Origin of the sequence: Methylobacterium sp. J-067 (assembly GCF_022829465.1) — a bacterium.
GTDB classification, from domain to species: Bacteria; Pseudomonadota; Alphaproteobacteria; order Rhizobiales; family Beijerinckiaceae; genus Methylobacterium; species Methylobacterium litchii.
On the sequence record NZ_JAKSXZ010000140.1, the window covers coordinates 206,255 to 228,465 of the forward strand.

At 69.4% G+C, this 22,211-nt stretch carries 21 protein-coding genes and 1 tRNA gene; 14 read left to right on the forward strand and 8 right to left on the reverse strand.

Features of this window, described 5'->3' with window-relative positions:
- Positions 1-67 precede the first annotated feature (67 nt).
- The 4 genes from paoA to MKK52_RS21935 are packed head-to-tail and all read left to right on the forward strand — an operon-like array spanning position 68 to position 5,543.
- Positions 68-733, forward strand: coding sequence for an aldehyde dehydrogenase iron-sulfur subunit PaoA (paoA, locus tag MKK52_RS21920; RefSeq protein WP_243957658.1), 666 nt, complete (start codon positions 68-70; stop codon positions 731-733).
- A gap of 10 nt (positions 734-743) precedes the next feature.
- Positions 744-1,718 (forward strand): FAD binding domain-containing protein, encoded by a 975-nt coding sequence (locus MKK52_RS21925; RefSeq protein WP_243957659.1) that lies wholly within the window; start codon positions 744-746, stop codon positions 1,716-1,718.
- A 22-nt stretch (positions 1,719-1,740) separates the two neighbouring features.
- A complete protein-coding gene (locus tag MKK52_RS21930) occupies positions 1,741-3,984 on the forward strand; it encodes a xanthine dehydrogenase family protein molybdopterin-binding subunit (RefSeq protein ID WP_243957660.1) in 2,244 nt (747 codons plus the stop codon).
- A 29-nt stretch (positions 3,985-4,013) separates the two neighbouring features.
- On the forward strand, positions 4,014-5,543 hold the full coding sequence (locus MKK52_RS21935; RefSeq protein ID WP_243957662.1) for a class I adenylate-forming enzyme family protein: 1,530 nt from the start codon (positions 4,014-4,016) through the stop codon (positions 5,541-5,543).
- Here MKK52_RS21935 and mgtE read toward each other — a convergent pair.
- Entirely contained in the window at positions 5,540-6,910 is a 1,371-nt protein-coding gene (gene mgtE / locus MKK52_RS21940) for a magnesium transporter (protein ID WP_243957664.1), read from the reverse strand. The two genes, MKK52_RS21935 and mgtE, sit on opposite strands and share 4 nt — an antisense overlap.
- Before the next feature lie 461 nt (positions 6,911-7,371).
- Between mgtE and pqqA (MKK52_RS21945) the strand changes: the two genes are divergently transcribed.
- Positions 7,372-7,461: a pyrroloquinoline quinone precursor peptide PqqA gene (gene pqqA, locus MKK52_RS21945; protein WP_007559225.1), complete on the forward strand. Its 90-nt coding sequence runs from the start codon at positions 7,372-7,374 to the stop codon at positions 7,459-7,461.
- A gap of 75 nt (positions 7,462-7,536) precedes the next feature.
- On the forward strand, positions 7,537-7,626 hold the full coding sequence (gene pqqA / locus MKK52_RS21950; protein WP_007559225.1) for a pyrroloquinoline quinone precursor peptide PqqA: 90 nt from the start codon (positions 7,537-7,539) through the stop codon (positions 7,624-7,626).
- A gap of 67 nt (positions 7,627-7,693) precedes the next feature.
- Here pqqA (MKK52_RS21950) and MKK52_RS21955 read toward each other — a convergent pair whose 3' ends face one another.
- Complete coding sequence (locus MKK52_RS21955) at positions 7,694-8,941, reverse strand: NupC/NupG family nucleoside CNT transporter (RefSeq protein WP_243957666.1); 1,248 nt, start codon at positions 8,939-8,941, stop codon at positions 7,694-7,696.
- Positions 8,942-8,972: 31 nt separating this feature from the next.
- Entirely contained in the window at positions 8,973-9,602 is a 630-nt protein-coding gene (locus MKK52_RS21960) for a TetR/AcrR family transcriptional regulator (protein WP_243957668.1), read from the reverse strand.
- Between the two features lie 99 nt (positions 9,603-9,701).
- Here MKK52_RS21960 and MKK52_RS21965 point away from each other — a divergent pair, with 99 nt between their 5' ends.
- The 3 genes from MKK52_RS21965 to MKK52_RS21975 are packed head-to-tail and all read left to right on the forward strand — an operon-like array spanning position 9,702 to position 12,917.
- Positions 9,702-10,553, forward strand: a complete 852-nt coding sequence (locus MKK52_RS21965) for an SDR family NAD(P)-dependent oxidoreductase (RefSeq protein WP_243957670.1) — start codon at positions 9,702-9,704, stop codon at positions 10,551-10,553.
- A 1-nt stretch (position 10,554) separates the two neighbouring features.
- The gene (locus tag MKK52_RS21970) at positions 10,555-11,448 is read left to right on the forward strand and encodes an alpha/beta hydrolase (protein ID WP_243957672.1); all 894 of its coding nucleotides are present in this window, start codon (positions 10,555-10,557) and stop codon (positions 11,446-11,448) included.
- A complete protein-coding gene (locus MKK52_RS21975; RefSeq protein WP_243957674.1) occupies positions 11,445-12,917 on the forward strand; it encodes a flavin-containing monooxygenase in 1,473 nt (490 codons plus the stop codon). The genes MKK52_RS21970 and MKK52_RS21975 overlap by 4 nt, the downstream gene beginning before the upstream one ends.
- Before the next feature lie 3 nt (positions 12,918-12,920).
- On the opposite strand, the gene MKK52_RS21980 is transcribed toward MKK52_RS21975, so the two are convergent.
- Entirely contained in the window at positions 12,921-14,783 is a 1,863-nt protein-coding gene (locus MKK52_RS21980; protein ID WP_243957676.1) for a putative bifunctional diguanylate cyclase/phosphodiesterase, read from the reverse strand.
- Positions 14,784-15,024: 241 nt separating this feature from the next.
- Between MKK52_RS21980 and MKK52_RS21985 the strand changes: the two genes are divergently transcribed.
- Positions 15,025-15,483: a nucleoside deaminase gene (locus MKK52_RS21985; RefSeq protein WP_243957678.1), complete on the forward strand. Its 459-nt coding sequence runs from the start codon at positions 15,025-15,027 to the stop codon at positions 15,481-15,483.
- A 21-nt stretch (positions 15,484-15,504) separates the two neighbouring features.
- On the opposite strand, the gene MKK52_RS21990 is transcribed toward MKK52_RS21985, so the two are convergent.
- Complete coding sequence (locus MKK52_RS21990; RefSeq protein WP_243957681.1) at positions 15,505-15,816, reverse strand: ETC complex I subunit; 312 nt, start codon at positions 15,814-15,816, stop codon at positions 15,505-15,507.
- Positions 15,817-15,856: 40 nt separating this feature from the next.
- Positions 15,857-15,933: transfer RNA gene (locus tag MKK52_RS21995), tRNA-Pro, on the reverse strand.
- A 169-nt stretch (positions 15,934-16,102) separates the two neighbouring features.
- On the opposite strand from MKK52_RS21995, the gene MKK52_RS22000 reads away from it, so the two are divergent.
- The 3 genes from MKK52_RS22000 (at position 16,103) to tgt (ending at position 18,839) form a co-directional block, all read left to right on the forward strand.
- Entirely contained in the window at positions 16,103-16,489 is a 387-nt protein-coding gene (locus MKK52_RS22000) for an exopolysaccharide production protein YjbE (RefSeq protein ID WP_243957683.1), read from the forward strand.
- Positions 16,490-16,602: 113 nt separating this feature from the next.
- Positions 16,603-17,700, forward strand: coding sequence for a tRNA preQ1(34) S-adenosylmethionine ribosyltransferase-isomerase QueA (gene queA, locus MKK52_RS22005; RefSeq protein WP_243957684.1), 1,098 nt, complete (start codon positions 16,603-16,605; stop codon positions 17,698-17,700).
- Positions 17,697-18,839, forward strand: coding sequence for a tRNA guanosine(34) transglycosylase Tgt (tgt, locus tag MKK52_RS22010; RefSeq protein WP_243957686.1), 1,143 nt, complete (start codon positions 17,697-17,699; stop codon positions 18,837-18,839). The genes queA and tgt overlap by 4 nt, the downstream gene beginning before the upstream one ends.
- Before the next feature lie 4 nt (positions 18,840-18,843).
- On the opposite strand, the gene MKK52_RS22015 is transcribed toward tgt, so the two are convergent.
- Together MKK52_RS22015 and MKK52_RS22020 are read right to left on the reverse strand one after the other, a co-directional pair.
- Positions 18,844-19,872, reverse strand: a complete 1,029-nt coding sequence (locus MKK52_RS22015; RefSeq protein ID WP_243957688.1) for a hypothetical protein — start codon at positions 19,870-19,872, stop codon at positions 18,844-18,846.
- Positions 19,869-20,324 carry a MarR family winged helix-turn-helix transcriptional regulator gene (locus tag MKK52_RS22020; RefSeq protein ID WP_243957690.1) on the reverse strand — a complete coding sequence of 152 codons (456 nt, stop codon included), beginning with the start codon at positions 20,322-20,324 and terminating at the stop codon, positions 19,869-19,871. Before MKK52_RS22020 ends, MKK52_RS22015 begins: the two co-directional genes overlap by 4 nt.
- Positions 20,325-20,393: 69 nt before the next feature.
- Between MKK52_RS22020 and MKK52_RS22025 the strand changes: the two genes are divergently transcribed.
- Positions 20,394-22,181, forward strand: coding sequence for a chloride channel protein (locus tag MKK52_RS22025; protein WP_409564713.1), 1,788 nt, complete (start codon positions 20,394-20,396; stop codon positions 22,179-22,181).
- The last annotated feature ends 30 nt before the right edge of the window (positions 22,182-22,211 follow it).

The following is a 22,211-nucleotide window of genomic DNA, read 5'->3' on the forward strand; positions in this document are numbered from 1 at the left end:
CGTTGCCCTGACGCTTTCTGGATCACGCCGCGCGGTCGCGCTGGCCGTCTCTCAGCGGATTTGCAGCATGACAGACCATTCACCGGGCAACGCGGGTGCGCCGACGCGCCGTGCCGTCGTCGAGGGATGCGCCGTCGTCGGCGCCCTCGGCCTCGGCGGCTTCGGCCTGCCCACGTCCTCCGCGCGGGCGGAAACCCCCGCCGCCGGAGACCCCGCGCCGCAGACCATGCCAGTGCGCCTCACCATCAACGGCCAGGCGCACGACCTGAACCTCGACACCCGCACGTCCCTGCTCGACACGTTGCGCGAGCATCTCGCGCTCACGGGGTCGAAGAAGGGCTGCGACCACGGCCAGTGCGGCGCCTGCACGGTGCTGGTGAACGGGCGGCGCATCAACTCCTGTCTGACGCTCGCCGTCATGCACGAGGGCGACGACATCACGACCATCGAGGGGCTGGCCCAGGGCGAGACGCTGCACCCGATGCAGGCCGCCTTCATCCAGCACGACGGCTTCCAGTGCGGCTACTGCACGCCAGGGCAGATCTGCTCGGCGGTGGGCATGCTGAACGAGGTCAAGGACGGCTTTCCGAGCCACGTCACCGACGACCTGACGGCCAAGACCGCCCTGAGCGACGCCGAGATCCGCGAGCGGATGGCGGGCAACATCTGCCGCTGCTCGGCCTACCCGAACATCGTCGCGGCGATCCGCGACACCGCCGGCACGAAGCTGTGAGGGTCGGACAATGAAAGCCTTCACCTACGAGCGTCCCGCGACCGTTCAGGAGGCGGCGAAGATCGTCGCCGAGCGGCCGAACGCCACCTTCATCGCAGGTGGCACAAACCTCCTCGACCTGATGAAGCTTCAGGTCGAGATGCCCGCCACCCTGGTCGACGTCAACCGCCTGCCCCTCGCACAGGTCGAGGACACGAAGGACGGCGGATTGCGGATCGGCGCCCTGGTGCGCAATGCCGACCTCGCCGCCCATCCCCGCGTGCGGAAGGATTACGCGGTGCTCTCGCGGGCCCTGCTCGCCGGGGCCTCGGGCCAGTTGCGCAACAAGGCGACCACCGCCGGCAACCTGCTTCAGCGCACCCGCTGCTACTACTTCTACGACACGGCCATGCCCTGCAATAAGCGCGAGCCGGGCTCGGGCTGCGCGGCCATCGGCGGCTTCAACCGCATCATGGCCGTGGTCGGGGCCAGCGATCAGTGCATCGCTACCAACCCGTCCGACATGAACGTCGCGATGGCGGCCCTCGACGCCACCATCGAGACGGTGAACCCTGAGGGCCAGACCCGCAGCATCGCCATGGCCGATTTCCATCGGTTGCCGGGCGACACGCCGCAGATCGAGACCGATCTGAAGAAGGGCGAGATCATCACGGCGGTGACGCTGCCAAAGCCCATCGAGGGCACGCATATCTATCGGAAGGTCCGGGACCGGGCCTCCTACGCCTTCGCCACCATCTCCATCGCGGCGGTGATCGCAGCGGAGGGCAACGGCCGCGTCGGCTCGGCGCGTCTCGCCTTCGGCGGCCTCGCGCACAAGCCCTGGCGCGTGGCGGCGGCCGAGGAGGCGCTGGTTCGCACCGGCTCCGCCGACGAAGCCGCCGACCGGGTGCTGAAGGGCGCCCGCGGCTACGGCTCAAACGACTTCAAGATCCCCCTCACCCGCAGGACCTTGCGCGCCGTCGTCGCGCAAGCGACCCGCGCCTGACGCCGAACGCAGGACATCCGCCATGGAGATGAACCAGCCGATCGGCCGTACGCCGCTCGATGACCGCGCCGACGGCCTCGTCGGCAAGCCCCTCGACCGTGTCGACGGGCCCCTCAAGGTGACGGGCCGCGCGCCCTACGCCTACGAGAGCCACGCGCTCAAGAACCCGGCCTACGGCTACATCGTCACGGCGACCGTCGCCGCCGGGACGATCAAGGCCATCGACGCCGAGGCCGCCCGCAAGGCGCCGGGCACGATTCTCGTGATGACCCACGAGAACGTGCCGGAGCAGGGCGAGAAGAAGGAACAGGTCTGGCCGCAGCTGCAGGGCCGTGAGGTCACGTTCTACGGTCAGCCGGTCGCCTTCGTGGTCGCGGAGACCTTCGAACAGGCCCGCGCCGCCGCCATGCTGGTGAAGGTGAGCTACGACGCCACCAAGCCGAAGGGCCTGCTGAAGCCGAACCTCGGCGCAGCCTACGAGCCGAAGCCGATGGTGACGTCGCCCGGCGTAAAGGCGGATTCGTCATTGGGCGATTTCGACGGCGCCTTCGCCAAGGCGCCGATCCAGATCGACGTCGAGTACACGACGCCGACGCAGATCCATGCGCAGATGGAGCCGCACGCCACCATCGCGGAATGGCAGACGGGGCCGGACGGCGATGCCGTGGTGCTCTATTCGGCGAACCAGATGCCGAACCGCGGCCAGCCCCCGCTCGGCTCGGTGCTGAAACTTCCGCCGGAGAAGGTGCGGATCGTCACGCCCTATATCGGTGGCGGCTTCGGCTCGAAGCTTCAGGCCCTGCCCGAGGCGACGCTCGCCGCCCTGGCGTCGAAGGTCGTCAAGCGGCCGGTGAAGGTCGCGATGACCCGCCAGCAGGAGTTCCACGTCGGGACGCACCGGACGGACACGATCCAGCGCGTCCGCCTCGGCGCCGACAAGGACGGCCGTCTCACGGCCATCGGCCACGAATCGTGGTCGGACACCGCCATCGGCGACGCGTTCTATGAAACCTCGGCCAACGTGACGCGCTCGCTCTACGCGGCGCCGAACCGGATCACCGCCCACCGGCTGGTGAATCTGAACCTGCCCATCGCCTCCTCGATGCGTGCGCCCGGCGAGGCCGTGGGTCAGCTCGCGTTCGAATGCGCCATGGACGAGCTGGCCGAGCGGCTGAACATCGACCCGATCGAGCTGCGCGTCCGCAACGAGCCGGAGGAGGATCCGGAGAAGAAGATCCCCTACTCCACCCGCCGCCTTGTCGATTGCATGAAGGAAGGCGCGGCACGGTTCGGCTGGGACAAGCGTGCCAAGCCGGGCACCACCCGCGACGGGCAATGGCTCGTGGGTATCGGCATGTCGGCGGCGGCGCGGCAGAATCCGCTCAAGCCGTCCTCGGCCTCGGTGCATCTCGGACCGGACGGCGTGCTCGTCGTCCGCATGGCGATGACCGATCTCGGCACCGGCACCTACACGATCCTCACCCAGATCGGCGGAGAGATGATGGGCCTGCCGGCCGACAAGGTGCGCGTCGAACTCGGCGACACCAACTTCCCGAAGGCGTCCGGCTCCGGCGGTTCGTTCGGCGCGGGCTCGGCGGGCTCGGCACTCTACGTCGCCTGCGACAACCTTCGGAAGGCGTTGGTCGAGAAGGCGGGGCTCGGCTCCGGCGATGCGACCTTCGCCAACGGTTCGGTGAGCGTCGGCGGACGCTCGGTTGCGCTCAAGGACCTTGCCGGGTCCGAGGGCCTGAAGGCCAAGGGCGAGATCAAGCCCGGCGAGATGGAGAAGAAGTTCTCGCAATACTCCTACGGCGCGCATTTCGCCGAGGTGGGCGTGGACGTCGATACCGGTGAGATCCGGCTGCGGCGGATGCTCGGCTGCTTCACCGGCGGGCGCATCCTCAACGAGAAGACCGCCCGCTCGCAGGCCATCGGCGGCATGATCTTCGGCGTTGGCGCGGCGCTGATGGAGGATGCCGTGATCGACCCGCGCTACAGCTACTACGTGAACCACGACCTTGCGGAGTACCACGTCTCCACTCACGCCGATGTGCCGAACGTCGACGCGTTCTTCCTGCCCGAACTCGACGACAAGGCGAACCCGCTGAAGAGTAAGGGTTTGGGCGAACTCGGTATCTGCGGCGCGGGCGCCTCGGTCGCGAACGCGATTTACAACGCCACGGGCATCCGCATCCGCGATTACCCGATGACCCTCGACAAGGTGCTCAAGGGGCTGGAAGAACGGGAGACCCAGCGGCGGACGTAAGATCCGCCGCCACCCGAGAGAGACGCCCGTTGAACGAAAGCCGCCAGCCGCCCGCCCGCTTCAACGCGGCCCGCTATTGCATCGGCGAGAACGCCCGCCTCCGGCCCGAGAAGACCGCCCTCATCCTCGTGGGCGACGGAACGGAGGCGCGGCTCACCTTCGGCGAGGTGGACCGGGCGGTGCGCGGCATCGGCGCGGGGCTGCTGCGGATGGGGCTTAAGCCCGGCGACCGGGTGATGATCCGCATGGGCAACGATGCGGATTACGCCCTGCTGCATTTCGGGGCGATGGCGGCGGGCCTCGTCTCGCTGCCCTCGTCGCCGCAACTGACGGAGGGCGAGGCCGCCTTCCTCATGGAGAATTCCGGCGCGGCGGCGGTGGCGCTGGCGGGCGGCTGCACCGTCGAGCCCGACATCCTGGCCGGGCGCATCCTCCTCGACGCAGCTGCCATCGCGGCATTGAAGACCGGCGAGCCGCTGGCCGACTACGCCGACACGGCGGCCGACGACCCGGCCATGCTGATCTACACCTCCGGCACGACGAGCCGGCCGAAGGGCGTGCTGCACGGCCACCGGGCGACCTACGGCCGCCGGCCGATGCTCGCTCACTGGATCGGCATCACCGAATCCGACGTGATGCTGCACGCCGGCACGATGAACTGGACCTACACGCTCGGCGTCGGCCTGTCCGACCCGTGGTCGGTGGGCGCGACGGCGGTGCTCTACAATGGGCCGCGCGATCCGGGTGTCTGGCCCCGGCTGATCGCCCGCTACGGCGCGACGATCTTCGCCGCCGTGCCGACCCTCTACCGGCAGATCCTGAAATACGGCGACCTGCCCGCCCACGACCTCACCAGCCTGCGCCACGGCTGCACGGCGGGCGAACCGCTCTCCGTCGAGTTACTCGACGCCTGGAAGAAGGCGACCGGCAAGCCGCTCTACGAAGCCCTCGGGATGAGCGAGATCTCGACCTACATCTCCAGCGGCCCAACCATCCCCGTGCGTCCGGGATCGCCGGGCAAGCCGCAGCCGGGGAGGCGCGTGGCGATCCTCCCCGTCGAGGGCGGGCCGGAGCCGCTGCCGCTGGGCGAGAGCGGGCTCCTCGCCGTCCACCGGTCGGAGCCGGCGCTGATGCTGGGCTACTGGAACCGGCCGGACGAGGAAGCGGAGGTGTTCCGTGGCGAGTGGTTCGTCGGCGGCGACCTCGCCCGTTTCGATGAGGACGGCTACCTCTGGTTCGAGGGCCGCAACAACGACCTGATGAAGGCGATGGGCTACCGCGTCTCGCCAAACGAGGTCGAGGTGGTGCTCGGCGCCCACCCGGCCGTGGCCGAGGTGGGCGTGGCCGAGTTGCCGGTGCGCGCCGACGTGTCGGTGATCTGCGGCTTCGTGGTGCTTCAGCCGGGCGCCGCCCCGGATGCCGGGACGTTGCTCGACTGGTGCGCGGACCGCCTCGCCGCCTACAAGCGCCCCCGCGAGATCCGCTTCCTCGACGCCCTGCCGAGGACCGCCAACGGCAAGGTGCAGCGCAAGCGCCTCGTGGCGGCGTCGCAGGACTAGAGCAGCGTCCCGCGCAGGATCAGCAGCGCCACCGAGAAGTAGATCACGAGCCCCGTCACATCGACGAGCGTCGCCACGAACGGCGCCGAGGCGGTGGCGGGGTCGAAGCCGATGCGTTGGAGCAGGAAGGGCAGCATCGAGCCGGCGAGCGACCCGAAGGTCACGATGCCCACAAGCGCCAGCCCCACCGTCGCCGCCACCAGCGGCCAATGCTCCCCGTAATCGTAGAGGCCGAGCTTCTGCCACGCGACGATGCGCACCACGGCGATCACCCCGAGGATGCCGCCGAGCACCAGTCCGGTGGGCAGTTCGCGCAACGCCACCTTCCACCAGTCGCGCAGGCGCACCTGATGCAGCGCGAGGGCGCGGATGAGGAGCGAGGTCGCCTGCGAACCGGAGTTGCCGCCCGAGCTCATGATGAGCGGGATGAACAGGGTGAGGACGATGGCCTTTTCCAGCTCGCCCTCGAAGCCCTGCATCGCCGAGGCGGTCAGCATCTCCGAGAGGAACAGGGCGCAGAGCCAGCCGGCCCGCTTCCGGATCATCGTGAGGAAGCCGATATCCATGTAGGGCTCGGGCAGCGCCTCCATGCCGCCGAAGCGCTGCACCTCCTGCGTCTGCTTCTCGATCATCGCGTCGATCATGTCGTCCACGGTGACGATGCCGATGACGTGGCCCACCGCATCCACCACCGGCAGGGCGAGGAGATCGTATTTCGAGATCAGGCGCGCGGCCTCGTCGCGGCTGGCCGTGGGCGAGACGGCGAGCGGCGCACGGCCCGGCGCCACGGTGAGCACGTTGTCCTCCGGGTTGCCGGAGAGGAGCCGCCGCAGGGGCACGGCCTTCGTCAGCGCGCGGGTGCGCGGGTCGAGCACGAAGATCGAGTAGATCGTCTCCCGCGTCTTCTCGACGTGGCGGCAATATTCGAGGGTCTGGCCCACCGTCCACGTGCCGGGCACGGTAACGAACTCGGTCGTCATCAGCGAGCCGACGGTCTCCTCGCCATAGGCCGAGAGCCGGTCGACGGCGCCCCGCGTCTCGGCGTCGAGGCGGGCACGCAGGTCGGAGCGGCCGGGCTCCTCGATCTCGCGGAACACGTCGGTCACGCGGTCGGCGGACATGCCCGACAGGAACGAGGCCACCCGGTCGCGGGGCAGCATCTCGATGATCTCGCTGGCGCGTTCGAGTTCGGGCTGGTCGAGCACTTCGACCGCCTTCTCGATCGGCAGGCCGAGCAGGATCGCCGTGGCGACTTCCGGCGCCTCGGTATTCAGCGCCTCGACGATGTCGGGGGCGCGCTCGTCAGCCAGCCTTGCGGCCAGGGCTGCGGGTTCGACGCGGGCGTCGAAGGGAGCCATCTCGTTCATGACGCGCCTCATGGGACGAGGCGGCGCGCCTCAGGATGTCAGGCCGCTCCCGGGCCGCTCGCCGGTCCCGCAGGCCGGCGCGAAGACGGCTTAACGGAAGCGACGGCGCAGGGCCGGGCGCGGCAGGCACGATCGGTCGGGCACGTCGCTTCACGGGTCTGGGATTGAAGGGGCCGCAGCCCCGCCTAAGCGGTGCCGCGCGGCTGCGTCGTGCGCTGCCCCGCAGCGTCCGTCAAGCACAAAGCAGCAACTCAGGGTTATCGGATGACCGGTGTGACTGTGAGAAATATAAGCTCGTGTCCGCTTGTATTGCGCGCCAACAAACGGTTATATCCTGCATATCGCAGGGCCGAGAGGCGCAGCGCTCCGGGAGACCGGATCGCGGGCCGATCAGGTGGCTGCGGCAAAATCAGACGGTCCGTTTGTCGGACCGGTGGCTCTAACACTTGAGGATGGTTCAGATGGCTTGGTCTGCCCCCGTCGTGTCCGAGATCTGCGTCGGCATGGAAGTCACCAGCTACGAGTCGGCCGAGATCGACACCTTCAACTAAGTGGTTCGCGATCTTCGGATCGCGGCCCGGTTGACGCTACTCACCCATCCCGAAGTCTTATCAGGAAGAATTATAATGGCTTGGTCTGCTCCCGTCGTGTCTGAGATCTGCGTCGGCATGGAAGTCACCAGCTACGAGTCCGCTGAGATCGACACCTTCAACTAAGTCGATCCGGGACCGTTAGGTCTGAGAACGCCGCCTCCTTCGGGGGGGCGGCGTTTTTCGTTTGGGCTCAGCCCACGAACAGGCCGGCGATGGCCGCACTGGTGAAATTCGAGAGCGAGCCCGCGAGAATCGCCCGCAAGCCGTAGCGCGCCACCTCGGACCGGCGTTCGGGGACGAGGCTCGAAAAGCTCGCAAGCTGGATCGCGATGGACGCGAAGTTGGCGAAGCCGCAGAGCGCGAAGCAGACGATGGCCTGCGAGCGCGGATCGAGCGTGCCGGCCTTCAGCGTCGGCGACAGCGAGGCGTAGGCGAGGAATTCGTTGAAGGCGAACTTCTGCCCGATGGCGCCGCCGACGATCCCCGCCTGATCCCACGGAACCCCCAGCAGCCACGCGAGCGGCGCCAGGACGCGCCCGAGCACGGCTTCGATGGACAGGCCGGGCCATCCGAACAGAGTGCCGCCCCAGCCGAGGATGCCGTCCGCCAGGGCGATGAGCCCGACGAAGGCGATGAGCATGGCGCCGACCGAGACGGCCACCGCGAGGCCCTTCTGCGTGCCGTCCGCCGCCGCCTCGATGACGTTGGCCGCCCTCGCCTCCCCGAAGGTGACATGGGTGGAGGTGATGCGGGTCGGCTCGGAGGAGGGAAACAGGATCTTGGCGTAGAGCAGGCTGCCGGGAATCGCCATCACCGAGGCGGCCAGCAGGTAGGCCATCGGCACGCCGAGTGCCGCGTAGCCTGCGAGGATCGCCCCCGCCGTCGAGGAAGCGCCGCTCGACATCACCGCGAAGAGTTCGGCCCCGGTCAGCATCGGCAGGAAGGGGCGCAGGGCCACCGCGATCTCGCTCTGCCCGATGGCGATGGTGATGACCGCCGAGAACGATTCGATGGGCGACGTGCCGAGCAGCCGTTGCAGCCCCGCGCCGAGGATACGCGCCGCCGCCTGCATGATCCCGAAATGATAGACCACGCCGATCAGCGCGGAGACGTAGAGGATCTGCGGCAGCACCCGCAGCGCTAGGATGAAGCCGGAGCCGCCGAACAGCTCGAACATGCGCGGCTCGACGAGGCCGCCGAACAGGAAGGCGGTGCCCCGGTCCCCGTAGGCGAGCAGCGTCGCGACGGTGTCGGCGGCCGCGTGCAACGCTGCCTGCCCCGCCGGCACGAACAGCACGAGCGCGCCGAGGCCGATCTGCAGGGCGAGCGCGCTGATCACCACCCGTGGCCGCACCAGCCGGCGGTTCACCGAGAACAGGAAGGCGACGGCGAGGAGCAGCGCGATGCTCAGGGCCGCGTGGATCAGGCGTTCGATCATCCCACCCGGGATGGAAGGATCGTACCAACAGTCAAGCTTCGGTTGCGCTGACCGGGACGATGTAGGGAAGGAACAGCGCCCGCACCTGATCGAACCCCCATTCGAGGTCGGCCGCATCGAGATCCGCCTTGCCCTGAAGGTGGAAGCTCATCCAGTGGCTCGACACGATCCAGGCGTTGTCGAGGAGCCGCGTCAGCGCGTCCGGATCGATGCGCAGGCGCCCGGCCTCGGCGGCGGCCTCGAACACGCCTCGCGCAAGTGCTTGCGTCCGCTGCCGCAGGGTGCGGACCTCGCCGCGCAACGCGGGCGCGATCTCCACCATGGCGATCCCGTCGCGGTAGATGCAGCGGTAGCGCCAGATCAGGTCGAACCAGGCCCGCTGATAGGCCGTCAGGGCATCGGCCTGCTCGAAGTCCGCCGGCAGGCGGCCCGCCACGGCTTCGGCCTCGGCGGCGAAGGCGGCGAAGATCGCCTCCACCAAAAGGCTCTTGCGCGGAAAATGGTAGTGCAAGTTCCCCTCGCGCATGGACGAGGCGGCGGCGATCTCGGCCGTCGTGACGCGGCCGATTCCCCGGGCGTTGAACAGCGCGAGGCTCGCCGCGACGATCCGGTCGCGGGTGCGCGGGGCGGCAGCGCTCGGGATCGGTGTCGCGCGGGTCATCACGGATCGTCTTTAGGGTATCCACCCTAGACAGGGAAGCCCACCGGGCCTATCACCCCCTGAGATCCGGCACCGCCGGAGGGAGGCCGGGAGAGCAGCTTGGCTCAACGATTCCGCCTGCAGGGAAGCGTCGCCCTCGTGACCGGCGCAGCCAGCGGCATCGGCGCCGCCCTGTCCACGGCGCTGGCGTCGCGGGGCGCCTCGCTCATGCTGATCGACCGCGACGCGGAAGGCTTGGCCGTCACCGCCGCACGCGCCAAGGCAGCCGGCGCGGACACCGAGTGTCGCACCCTCGACCTCGCCGACGCCTCGGCCATCGCCGCGCTGCCCGAGGCGGTCGCGCAAAGGTTCGGCCGGCTCGATCTCCTCTTGAACAATGCCGGCGTCGCCCTGGGCGGGCGCTTCGAGGAAACGCATCTCGACGATTTCGAGTGGGTGCTCGACGTGAACCTGCGGGCCGTGATCCGCATGTGCCACGCCTTCCTGCCGATGTTGAAGGAGCGTCCGGCGGCGCAGATCGTCAACATCTCCAGCCTGTTTGGGCTGATCGCGCCGCCCGGCCAAGCGGCCTATTGCACCAGCAAGTTCGGGGTGCGCGGCTTCACCGAATCTCTGCGCCACGAATATGCCGGCACGGGGCTCGGCGTCAGCGTCGTGCATCCCGGCGGTGTGGCGACCTCCATCGCCCGCAACGCCCGCAATCCGCGCCTGTCCGACGATCCTGCGGAAGCGGAAACGATGCGCCAGGCGGCGGAGGCCGGGCGGGTCGCCTTCGAGAAGCTGCTCACCCTGCCGGCGGACGCCGCCGCCGCCGCCATCCTGCGGGGGATCGAGCGGCGCGCGCCGCGCATCGTCGTCGGCAAGGACGCGCGCAATGCCGCGCTGATCCAGCGCCTACTGCCTGCCGGCTATTGGCGGGCGATCCTGCGCCTCTCCGGCGGAAAGGTCTGAGATGGCGAGCCTGCGTGCCTATATCGGGGCCTGGATGGTCCGCCGCCGGGTGAAGGCCCCCCTGGCGGGCGCCAAGAGCATCGACGACGTGCGCCGCATCCTTGGCGGCGCCTCGTTCCCCGACCCGCGCGACGCGACCTTCGAGGTGGGCAGCCTCGGCGGTGTGCCGGGCGAATGGATCCGGCCGGTCTCGGGAAAAGCCTTGCGGCGGCTGTTCTACGTCCATGGCGGCGGCTTCGTCGCCTGCTCGCCCCGGACGCACCGCCCGGTGACGGGGGCCTTCGCGCGGCGGGGCTTCGAGGTCTTCGCGCCAGATTACCGGCTGGCACCGGAGCATCCGTTCCCGGCGGGGCTCGATGATGTCATCGCCGCGTGGAGCGCGTTCCGCGCCGCGGGGCCTGCAAGCCTCGCGGGCGAATCGGCGGGGGGCAACCTCGCCCTGGCGCTCCTGCTTGCGGCGCGGGACCGGGGCATTCCCCTCCCCTCGGCCGCCTGCCTGTTCTCCCCCGTCACCGACCTCGCCGCCGTGGACGGCTCGCGCGTCTCGAACGGAAGCCGGGATGCCATGTTCCATGCCCAATCCATCGCGGAGGTGGCACCCGTCTATGTCGGCGAAGGTGATCCGCGCACGCCCCTCGCCTCGCCGGTCTATGGCGACCCGACCGGGCTGCCGCCACTGCTGTTCCATGTCGGCGACCGCGAGATCCTGCGCGACGACGCCGTGCGGATGGCCAATCGGGCCAAGGCGGCGGGGGTCGAGACGCGGCTGCGGATTTTCCCCGTTGTGGCCCATGCGTGGCAATTCGCCGATCAGGTTCTCCCGGAAGCCAAGATCTCCCTCGACGAGGCGGCCGATTTCCTGAGGCGCCATGCCGGCCGGGAGACCCACGCATGAGCGCCGCCAAGGACACAAACGGCGTTCTCGCCGTGCTCATCGTCGGCGCCGGCTTCTCCGGCGTGGCGATGGCGATCCGCTGCCAGCAGCAGGGCATCGGGCCGATCTCGGTGATCGAGAAGGGGCCCGGCATCGGCGGGACGTGGCGGGAGAACACCTATCCGGGTGCCGCCTGCGACGTGCCCTCGCATCTCTACTCCCTGTCCTTCGCGCCGAAGGCCGATTGGAGCCGCCTCTACGCCAAGCAGCTGGAGATCGAGGATTACCTGCGCGGCGTCGCCGAGCAGTACGGGTTGATGCCGCTCATCCGCTTCGGCACCACCCTGCGCCGGGCGGTCTGGGACGAGGCCGGTGCCCTGTGGCGAGCGGAGACGGATCGCGGCGAGATCCTGGCCCGCGCCATCGTCTCCGGTGCCGGGGGGCTGCATCATCCGTCGATGCCCGACATTCCCGGCCGCACCGACTTCGCCGGGGCGAGCTTCCACACCGCCGCCTGGGACCATTCCGCCGACCTGAAGGGCCGGCGCGTCGGCATCGTCGGCACGGGCGCCAGCGCGATCCAGGTCGTGCCGGAACTGGCGGGCCATGCCGGGCACCTCACGGTGTTCCAAAGGACGCCCCCCTGGATCATGCCGAAGAACGACCGGGCGATCCCGGAGGAGCGAAAGGCGCGCTACGCCCGCTTCCCCGTCTTGCGGCTGCTGGAACGGTGGCGCCTGTTCTGGCGGCTCGAATTTCCGGCACTCGTCGGGTTCACCCGCGTCTCGAAGGTGACGGCCCAGGCCGAGGGGATGGCCAAGCACAACCTGCGCAAGGCCGTGCCCGACAAGGTGCTGCGCGAGAAGCTGACGCCGCAATACCGGTTCGGCTGCAAGCGCGTGCTGCTCTCGGACGAGTATTACCCCGCCCTCCAGCGGGACGACGTGACCCTGGAGACCGGCTCCATCGCCCGCATCGTTCCCGATGGTGTCGAGATGGCGGACGGGACGAAGCACGGCCTCGACGCCCTCGTCTTCGCCACCGGCTTCGACGTGCTTGGCGGATCGCTGCGCACGGAGGTGGTCGGCCGCGAGGGGCGCCGGCTCGCCGAGGCGTGGGCGGACGGGATGCAGGCCTTCCAGGGCATCACCGTCGCGGGCTTCCCGAACTACTTCATCCTGCTCGGCCCCAATACGGGCATCGGCCACAACTCGATCATCGCCATGATCGAGATTCAGGTCGATCATGTCATCGGCTGCCTCAAGGCCCTGGCCGAGGGCCGACAGGCGATCGAGGTCAGCGAGCCGGCGCAGGTCCGCTTCGTGGAGCGCATCCGCAACCGGATGAAGGAGAGCATCTGGCAGGCCGGCGGATGCCGCAGCTGGTATCTCGACAACCAGGGCCGCAACACGACCCTCTGGCCGGATTCCGTGCTGGCCTACCGGCGCAGCGCCCGCCGCGCGCGGATGTCGGACTACCGCCTGCGCTGACGCTCAGGCGACCTTCAGCAGCGGCAACGCGAAGCTCTCGATTACCCTTTCGGCCGGCATCGGGCGGCCGAGATGGTAGCCCTGGGCGAAGGGGCAGCCCATCTCGCGCAGGGCGACGAGGTCGGTCTCGGTCTCGACGCCCTCGGCCACGACTTCGAGGCTCAGCGCCTTGCCGAGATCGATCACCGCCTGGACGAGCCCGCGCTTGTCGCCCGCCTCGTTGAGGCCGGTGACGAGGCTGCGGTCGATCTTCACGCGGTTCACGCGCAACTGCCGGATGCGCGACAGGGACGAATAGCCCACGCCGAAATCGTCGATGGCGATGCTCACGCCGGCCCGCGACAGTGCGCCGAGCTTGTCCGACACGGCGGCGGCGTCGAGGGCGGTGTCTTCCGTCAGTTCGATCTCCAGCCAATCCGCCGGAAGGCCGAAGGCTTCGAGCTTGTCGAGGATCAGCCCCTCGATGGGCGTCTGAGTCAGTTCCCGCGGGCAGACGTTCATGGCGATGCGGATGTCGGTCGCCCCGCGCTCGGTGAGCGAGAGCTTCATCCGGTAGACGCTATCGAGGATGTAGCGCAGCAGCGCCTCCGACAGACCGATCACCCCGGCGGCGGCGATGATGTCCGGCGGCGGCACCCAGCCGTGGCGCGGGTGGCGCCACCGCACCAGAGCCTCCAGCCCCGCGAGGTTGCCCTCGCGGACGCGGAAGATCGGCTGGAACCACACCTCGACAGCGCCCTCGGCGAGGGCGTCGGGCAGGTCGCGCTCGGCGTCGCGGCGCATGTCGAGGCGGTTGCGCAACTCGTCATCGAAGATGCGGTATCGGTTCCGACCGGTGGACTTGGCCGCGTACAGGGCCTCGTCGGCCCGCACGAGCCCCTCGGTGAGGCTGTCGCAGGCGCCGAGATGAATGCCGATGCTGATGCCGACGCGGTCGGTGTCGAACCGGTCGAAGGGCTCGGCCACCGCCGCGATGATCGCTTTGGCGAGATCGCGAACCGGCACGCCCGCCACGGCGGGATCGTAGAGGATGGCAAATTCGTCGCCGCCCAGCCGGCCGACATGCCCGCAGGCCGGCACCTGCGCCCGCAGGCGGCGGCCGACCTCGGCCAGGACCTGATCGCCGGTCTTGTGGCCGTAGATGTCGTTGACCGATTTGAAGCCGTCGAGATCGAGCAGCATCAGGCAGGGGGCGGGCGTCGCCTCGGCCTGCTCCGCGAAGCCCGCGCGGTTCAGGAGACCGGTGAGCCCGTCGCAGATCGCGCGGTTCGCCATGCGCGCGGCGAGCGCGTTGGCCTCGTTCTTCAACCCACTGGTCCGCCGGAAGTTGGCCTCCGTCTCGAAGCAGGTGCGCATCAGCGCGACGAGATAGACGAGCGTCGTCACCGCGAGGCATTCGCGCTCGAAGCCGCCCGTGACAAACAGGCATCCCACCACCGAGACGAGCGGCGGCGTGATGAAGAAGACGGGGATGCGCGCGAAGGACGTGCCGTAGCTCACCGCCCCGGCGGTGATGCCGCAGGTCACGACGAGGTAGAAGATCGCCTGCGGCGTGGTGTAGCCGGCGCAGAGGAACGGCACGCAGGCCCAGACCAGACCGGACAGGAAGGCGCCGAACGCCATCAGTTCCAGACGCCGGTCGATGGCCGTGGCGGCCTTATCGGACTCGACGGGGGTGTCGTCGTCGAGGCCGATACAGAACGCCCGGCAGAGATAGACCCGCAGGAGGTTGGCGATGGTCGAGGCGGCGAACCAGATGCCGCCGGCCATGGCGTGGTCCGCGCGGATCGCCACCGCGAGACAGGTGAGGCCGAGAATCAGATTGATGAAGAGGGCGCGCAGGACGCTTCGCCTGGCAGCATCCAACTGGTCGCGCCGAATGGCACGCCGAAGAATCCGCTCCGGTGGAGCGACGATTCCCATGTCAGCACTCGGCTCTAAGCTTGTGCCTGCTTGCGCGGCCATCGCCCCGTTCCCTGCTCGGTATCCGAAATACAAGCCGAGCGTAAATAATTCCTCCAGTGCCACTAGTGCGTGAATCCTGGCGTGAACCGTGCCTCCCGGCCGACGTTCTGAGGACGTCCCGACAGAGCACAGTGAGGATTCGATGGATCGGCACGAGGAGTACATGGCGGAGGCTGTGCGGATCGCGCGGGCCAACGTCGCCGAAGGCGGCACGCCCTACGGCGCGGTCATCGTGCGCGACGGCACCGTCGTCGCCACGGCGCCGAACACGGTCCATCTCAGCAAGGATGCCACCGACCACGCCGAGATGGTCGCCATCCACAAGGCGAGCCAAGCGCTTGGGCGAAAGAACCTGTCGGATTGCGTAATGTACGCGAGCGGGCGCCCCTGCCCGATGTGCCACGCGGCCATGCGCCTCGCCGGCTTCAAGGAGGGCTACTTCGCGTTCAGCGCGGAGGAAGCGCAGGAATGCGGCGCGGGGAGCGCCGACATCTATGCCGAGCTCTGCCGGCCGCTGGACCAGCAGCCGATGCGGCTCAAGCAGATGCGGCCGGAAGGCGCTTCGCCCTATCCGGAATGGGAGGCGCGCCAGAAGGGCTGACGCGCCGCTCCCGGACGGCGCTCAGTGGGTCCAGGGCGCCGTGCGGTTGAACTTGAAGTTATCGGAATAGGAGAGGCCCTTGCGCGCCGTCTCCTTGCCCGGCTCCTCGACGCGGTAGGTGATGCCCTCGCGTTGGGCGTAGGCCACGGCCTCCTCCCGCGTCTCGAATTCCAGGCGCACCTGCTGCATCATGTCCTTCGAGCCGTACCAGCCCATGAGCGGGTCGGTCTCGCGTGGGCTCGTCTGGTCGAAGACCAGAACCCATTGCTTGGTGCGGGCGAGGCCCGATTGAGACGCATCCTTGGTGGGGCGGTAGATGCGGGCACTCGGCATGGGGTTTTCGAAAGCTCCTGGTGTCGTGCCCTGCGGAGGATGGTCGGGGCGATAGGATTCGAACCTACGACCCCCTGGTCCCAAACCAGGTGCGCTACCAGACTGCGCCACACCCCGACGGCCATCCACGGCACAAGAGCCGTACCCGTTCGGCCCCGCCTCGGCAAGGAGGCGGATGCGCCACCCCCGATGCCCTGCGGCAAAGTTCATTCGGGACGAATGTCTCGGAACCTCCGGGCACATTAGGTCATTGTTTCAGCGATTACAAAATCTGGAGGAATGTCTGATGAAGGTTACTCGCGCGCTCGGTGCTGCCGCCGTATTCGTCCTGATGTCTGGCGCCGCCTACGCCGCTCCGTGCGCCACCGGCACCACGGCCTCCAAGTCCCCGGACAAGACCATGAATCCGAAGAGCTCGGATATGGACAAGTCGAGCGCCAACCTCGCGGGCGGCAACCAGCCGGCCTCGCCGGGTACCGTCGGCGCCATGAACAATGCCGGCGCCACGCAGGCCCCGACCCAGACCGACGGCACGACCAACAAGGACGGCGCGAACGCCGGCTCCAAGAACATGGCCGGTGGCAACCAGCCGGCCTCGCCGGGCACTGTCGGCGCCATGAACAACGCCGCCGCCGCCAAGTCCACGACCAACATGGCCGACAAGGATTGCTGATCTCGCCTGAGATGAGCTGAAGGAAACCCGTCCGGCGCCGCCGGGCGGGTTTCTTTTTGCCGCGGCTCCGGCGGCGGTTGAAACGCCGGCCCGTTCGGTGCACGCACCCGCCGATGCGCGTGGACCTCTTCGATTTCGATCTGCCCGAGGCGAGCATTGCGCTCCGCCCCGCCGAGCCGCGCGACGCGGCGCTCCTCCTCGTGGTGGCCCCGGGGCAAACCCTGTCCGACCGGGCGATTCGCGACCTGCCGACCCTGCTGCGGCCGGGCGATGCCCTCGTCTTCAACGACACCCGCGTGATTCCGGCGCGGCTGCACGGCGTCCGCACCCGACCCGGTGCGCTGGGCCAGCGCACGGAAGTGATGCTCCACATGCGGGAGGCCCCGGATCGCTGGCGCGCCTTCGCCCGCCCGGCGAAGCGCCTCGCCCCCGGCGACGACCTCACCTTCGGGGCAGCTGCCGAGGGCACCGCCTGCGAGGCGACACGGCTCCGAGCAAGCGTCGTGGAGAAGGGCGAGGCCGGCGAGATCGTCCTGCGATTCGAGCTGGCGGGCCCCCTCCTTGATGAGCGGATCGCCGCCCTCGGGGAATTGCCGCTTCCGCCTTACATCGCCGGGAAGCGCCCGGCCGATTCCCGCGACGCCAGCGACTATCAGACGGTCTATGCCCGCGAGCCCGGCGCCGTCGCCGCGCCTACCGCCGGCCTGCACTTTTCCGATGCATTGCTCGGCGCCATCGACGCGGCGGGCCTCAGCCGGCACCACATCACACTGCATGTGGGAGCGGGAACCTTCCTGCCCGTGAAGGCCGACGACACCGACGGCCACCGGATGCACAGCGAGATCGGCCATCTCGACGCCGAGACCGCCGAGGCCCTGAACCGCACGCGGGCGGCGGGCGGGCGCGTCGTCGCCGTGGGCACGACCGCGATGCGGCTTCTGGAGAGCGCAACGGGCGAGGACGGACGGATCGCTCCCTTCTCCGGCCCCACCGACATCTTCATCACGCCGGGCTACCGCTTCCGCGCGGTCGATGCCCTGGTAACGAACTTCCACCTGCCGCGCTCGACGCTGTTCATGCTGGTGAGCGCCTTCTCCGGCCTCGACACGATGCGGGCGGCCTATGCCCACGCCATCGCGACGGGCTACCGCTTCTACTCCTACGGCGATGCGAGCCTGCTGTTTCCGGCCGCACCGGGAGCCACGCGATGACCTCCGAGACTGCGACGACGTTCGGCTTCACCCTCCATGGGCAGGACGGCGCCGCCCGCACGGGCGAGATCGCCATGCCGCGCGGCACGATCCGCACCCCGGCCTTCATGCCGGTCGGCACCGCCGCCACGGTGAAGGCGATGTATGCCGATCAGGTCCGCGACCTCGGCGCCGACGTCGTGCTCGGCAATACCTATCACCTGATGCTCCGGCCCGGCGCCGAGCGGATGGCCCGCCTCGGCGGCCTGCACCAATTCATGCAGTGGAGCGGGCCGATCCTCACCGATTCGGGCGGCTTCCAGGTCATGTCCCTGTCGGCGCTGCGCAAGATCGATGAGAGCGGCGTGACCTTCCGCTCACATATCGACGGCACGGCCCATGCCATGAGCCCCGAGCGCTCCATCGAGATCCAGGGACTTCTCGGCTCCGACATCCAAATGCAGCTCGATGAATGCGTGCGCCTGCCCGCCGAGCGCGCCGAGGTCGAGAAGGCGATGCGCCTGTCCCTGCGCTGGGCCGAGCGCTGCAAGGTGGCCTTCGGCGAACAGCCGGGGAAGGCGATGTTCGGCATCGTGCAGGGCGGCGACTTGCCCGATCTCCGCGCCGAGAGCGCCCGCGCCCTCGTGGATCTTGACCTCAAGGGCTATGCCATCGGCGGCCTCGCGGTGGGCGAGCCGCAGGCGGTGATGTTCTCCATGATCGAGGCCACCGAACCGCATTTGCCGCAGGGCAAGCCGCGCTACCTGATGGGCGTCGGCACGCCGGACGACATCCTCGGTTCGGTCGCACGGGGCATCGACATGTTCGATTGCGTGATGCCCACCCGCGCCGGCCGCCACGGTCTCGCCTACACGAGGCACGGCCGGGTGAACCTGCGCAACGCCCGCTGGGCGGAGGCCATCGAGCCCCTGGACGAGCAATCGACCTGCCCCGCCGCCCGCGACTATTCCCGCGCCTACCTCCACCATCTCGTCCGCTCGAACGAAATCCTGGGGATGATGCTGCTGACGTGGAATAACCTCGCCTACTATCAGGACCTCATGGCCGGCGCCCGTGCCGCCATCCGCGAGGGGCGCTTCGCCGATTACTGCGCTGAAACCCGCGAGGGCTGGGCACGGGCCGAGCGGCAGCCCGCCTGAGGGTTCAGCGCGCCAGCACCCGGTAGAAGCCGTGCGGATCGTCGCCACCGCCTCGCGCGGCGTCCTTCAGCCCGGCGACGACCCGCGCCGCGATGGGCAGGCGGTAATGCAGGGCGTCCCAGTAATTCGTGTTCTCGGCCGTAACGGGCGAGATCCGGCGGAAGTCGATGACCAGGGCATGGCGCCGCGCGCCGATCTCAGCCGCCTTCGCCTTGCAGGCCTCCTCCCGGCGGCCCATCGGTGTTCCGGGCTGCCCCTGCGCCCCCGCATGCACCGGCATGAAGGCGACGATCTTTTCCGTCTCGGGCGGGAGTGACGCGAGCACCGCGTCGAGCGCGTCGAGGGCCGGGAACGGCGCCTCGGGCGGATCGGAGGGCGCGTTCGGATCGCCCGAACCCGCCGCAATATGGGCGCTGGCGCGGGCGGCGTCGTAGCTCGCCTCGGGGGGTGTGAACACGCCGTAGCCGTCGCCCCGGATGCGCGGGCGCCCGTGCCCAAGCCGCACCTGCACCGCGTTCACCGCCGCCGTCAGGCCCCGCAGATTCGCCTGACGCAGGACGCCCCAGGGCGCCCCCTCCTCATACAGCCAGTCCGGGAAGGCGTGGCTCGTCCGCGCGGCCGGATGCGCCGCGCACCACGGTGCGTCGAGCCCGAACAGCACCGCCTTCACCGGACGGCGGGCCAGGAACAGGGCGGCGAGGCGCATCTGCTCGTCGGGCGTGGCGGCGTTCACCGCGAGATTCGCGAAATGGGCCCCGAGGGCTGTGTCGAGCATGGCCGGATCGAGGAGCCGCGCCGTCGAGGTGCCGAACACGGCCGCATCAAAATCTCCGCCCCGCGCGATGGCCGGGTAGGAAAGCCGCTGGTTCGTATCCACGATGGGGCCCGGCGGATGCCCCGGCGCCGCCCGCAGGCCATAGGGATCGGCCGCCGCGATGAAGGCGACAATGGCGAGCCCCGCCAGAAGCGTCGCGCCGAGGGCATCGCGGCAGAAGCGCCGCCACGCGGCGCCGGAGGGAATTGTCGGGTTCACGCGGGGCTCGTCGGCGGCGATTGCGTCGCTTTTTCGGCGCCCCCCGCCAGCGCCGCGATGAGGGCGGGGCCGAGGTCGCGCAACTCGCGCAGATGCGCCTCGGTCAGGTCGTGCAGGAGCGTCGAGGCGTGCGGCGTGAGGGTGAGTTCGGCCCGCCGCCGGTCCTGCGTGCCCCGCGCCTTGGTGAGCAACCCGGCCTCGACCATCCGCGACACCAGTTCGGCGGCGGTGTGCGGCGCGATCATCAATTGCTCGGCGAGCAGCCCGACCGTGGCCGGCCCGCTGCCCGCGTGGCCGGCGAGGGTCAGCAACGCCTGATGCTGCTGGGTCGGGAGGCCGTGCTTGGCCGCCTCCGCTTCACTGAAAGTGAGGAAGCGCCGCAGCCGGTACCGGAAGGCCGCCAGCGCCGCGTATTGCTCCGGCGAGAGCCCATCGTTCCGCTCGACGCTCATACCTGCCTCCGGTCCAGCCGCACTGGAATATATCGTAACACGATGTATTTTCCGCCGCAGGAGGTAGGAATGGACATGTCATCCACGAAGGCGACGGGCCATAGCCCGGTTCGCCGAACGCTTTCGGATTTCACCGTCGACCGGCGGATCCTGCTGCTCACCGGCATGGCGGTGATCATCGGTTCGGCGGCGGTGGGCGCGGCCTGGGTGCTGCTGGCCCTGATCGGGCTCGCGACGAACCTCGCCTGGTACGGCCGGTTCGATACGGCGCTCACCTCCCTCGCCACGGCGCCGCGCGGGCTCTGGATGGTCGCCATTCCGGTCATCGGCGCGCTGATCGTCGGCGTGATGGCGCGGTACGGCTCGGAGAAGATCCGGGGCCACGGCATCCCGGAGGCGATGGAGGCGATCCTCATCGGTGGCAGCCGGATGTCGCCCAAGGTCGCCGTGCTGAAGCCGCTCTCGTCGGCCATCGCCATCGGCAGCGGCGGGCCGTTCGGCGCCGAGGGACCGATCATCGTCACGGGCGGGGCCATCGGCTCGCTCTACGCGCAATTCTTCCACCTGTCGGCCATCGAGCGGCGCACGCTCCTCGTCTCCGGCGCCGCCGCCGGCATGACCGCGATCTTCGGCACGCCGGTCGCCGCCGTGCTGCTCGCCCTCGAAGTGCTGCTGTTCGAATGGCGCCCGCGCAGCCTCGTGCCGGTGACGGTCGCCGCCGCGACGGCCATGGCGTGGCGCCCGGCCCTGTTCGAGACCGGGCCGCTCTTTCCCTTCTCCGACAACCCGGCCCTCCCCTGGTGGGGCCTGCCGGCCTGCGTCGTGCTGGGCCTTGCCTGCGGGCTGCTGTCGGGGCTCCTGACCCGCCTCCTCTACGGGTTGGAGGATGCGTTCCGGCGCCTGCCTATCCACTGGATGTGGTGGCCGGCGCTGGGCGCCGTCGTCGTCGGCCTCGGCGGTCTCATCGAGCCCCGCGCCCTCGGCGTCGGCTACGACGTGATCCGCGGTTTCCTCGACGGGCACATGGCCCTGTCGGTGGTGGCGACGATCCTCGTCGTGAAAGCCGTGATCTGGCTGGTGGCGCTGGCCTCGGGCACCTCCGGCGGCGTGCTGGCGCCTCTGCTGATCCTCGGCGGTGCGTTCGGTTCGCTCGCTGCGGCCGTGCTTCCCGGCGCGCACGGCTTCTGGGCGTTGCTCGGCATGGCCGCAATGCTCGGCGGCACCCTGCCCGCGCCGCTCACGGGAATCGTCTTCGCGGTGGAGGTGACGGGCGATGCCGGTGCGCTGGCGCCGCTACTGGCTGCGACCATGGCGGCCTATGCCGTCAGCGTGCTTCTGCTGAAGCGCTCGATCCTCACGGAGAAGATCGCCCGGCGCGGCCTGCACGTGACGCGGGAATACGGGATCGACCCCTACGAGTTCACCCGCGTCGGCGCGGTGATGACGACGGAGGTCGAGACCCTTGGTGCGTCCCTGACGATCGCGGGAGCCGCCGCCGCCATCGAGGCCGGCCGCCATGACGCCTACCCCGTCATCGACGCGACGGGCCGTCCGGTGGCCATCGTTTCACGGGCTGAGATCCTGCTCTGGACGCGGGAGGACGACGAAGATCGGGCGGGCGAGACGCTGGCCGAACGGCTTTCCGATGCGAGCCTGCCGGTGGTGCATCCGGGCGATGTGGTCTCCCACGCCCTCGACGTGATGCTCGCCGACGGCAGCGGACGGCTTGTCGTGACCGAAGCCGAGGGCGGCGCCCTCGTCGGGCTTCTCACCCGCCGGGATCTGCTGCGCATCCGCGCCGCTTCGCTCCAGGCCGAGGGCGAGCGGCAGGCCTACCTGCGGAGGAAGCGAGCCTAGACAGGAAGAAGGGGGCGCTAGGCCCCCTTC